This is a genomic window from Cellulomonas septica (assembly GCF_012396155.1).
In the GTDB taxonomy this organism is placed as follows: domain Bacteria; phylum Actinomycetota; class Actinomycetes; order Actinomycetales; family Cellulomonadaceae; genus Cellulomonas; species Cellulomonas septica.
Genome location: NZ_JAAXOY010000881.1, coordinates 1 through 1075, shown reverse-complemented (window position 1 = coordinate 1075; position 1075 = coordinate 1). Strand labels below are relative to the sequence as shown.

Here is a 1075-nt window from a genome sequence, read left to right as displayed (position 1 = left end):
GTCACGCCGCCCGACGGCGGCCGCAGGCGCGCGACGGGAAGGTTCCGGCCCAGCACGCGGCGCGCGGTGAGCACGAGGCGCGGCGAGATGAGGTAGCCCGCGGCGACCGCGTTGCCGTCGTCGGACTCGATCCGCACGACGCGCGCGAGGGGCACGTGCGGGGCGTCCGACGCGTCGGCGGCGACCTGGTCGAGGGCAGGCTCGGCCGACGGCGTGACCGGCTCGTCACGCTGTGCGGCGACCTCGACGTCGACCATCCCCGGACTCCTTCGCGCCACCCGTGGCAGGCGGCAACGTGCGCGTGTCACGGCGGTCGGGGTGGTGGTGCGGCCATCGCCCCGTCGCCGCGTCGGCCGAGTGTGCCACGCCACAGCCGCGCGACGGTTGCCCAGGGCGCGCGCTTCCGGACGGTGCCCCGGGACGTCGTGCCAGAGACGGCCGCGGCGCGCGTCGTCGCTGGTCACAGCGTTGCGCACGCGTGTCACGCCCCGGTGTGCGGGTGGGCGGCGCGGTGCCGCGAGGACATCGCCGCAGGTGCGGACCCCGGCCGTCGACGCGGTCCCGCCGCCCGCACTCGGCCATGTCCGCCCCGCGCCCGTCAAGCCCCCGGAGGACGACTCCGACAGGACGGGACATCCGGACCGCCGGCGCCCGACGACCCGTCGCGCACGGAGCGGCCCGTCCGGACCGGTCCGTCCCGGATCGTCCCCCCGTGATTTCACCCGCGCCCCGGCCGGGACGGCTACGGCGATCGGGGGACCCCGCCGGGCGACGTAGGCTCGGACCGTGGCCACGTTCTCCGCCGTGACGCGTCAGCACATCCTCCAGGCGATCGGGGAGCACGACTCCCGCGGTCGCGACGACTTCCTCGGTGTCTACGGGTTCACGCCCGACGACGGCTACGCCCTGCTGCACGAGGGGCGCGTCTACGACCCGCGCGCGATCGTCGGCGTCGCCCACCGGTACGCGACGGGCCGCCTCGGGATCGCCGACGAGGTCGCCGTCGACGCCGCGACTGCCGTCCTGCGCAAGCGCGGCTTCGACGTCACCGAGCCGCTCGTCGCCGCGGTCGGGG

2 protein-coding genes are annotated in these 1075 nt (G+C 76.7%); one reads left to right on the top strand and one right to left on the bottom strand.

Going from position 1 to position 1075, the window contains the following annotated elements; genetic code table 11:
* Window positions 1–257 (bottom strand): hypothetical protein (locus HGA02_RS20000; RefSeq protein WP_168681179.1); only part of this gene is annotated, 257 nt, incomplete at its 3' end.
* A gap of 529 nt (window positions 258–786) precedes the next feature.
* Here HGA02_RS20000 and HGA02_RS19995 point away from each other — a divergent pair.
* Window positions 787–1075: ScoMcrA-related endonuclease (locus HGA02_RS19995; RefSeq protein WP_484482063.1), on the top strand; the 289-nt coding region annotated here is incomplete at its 3' end.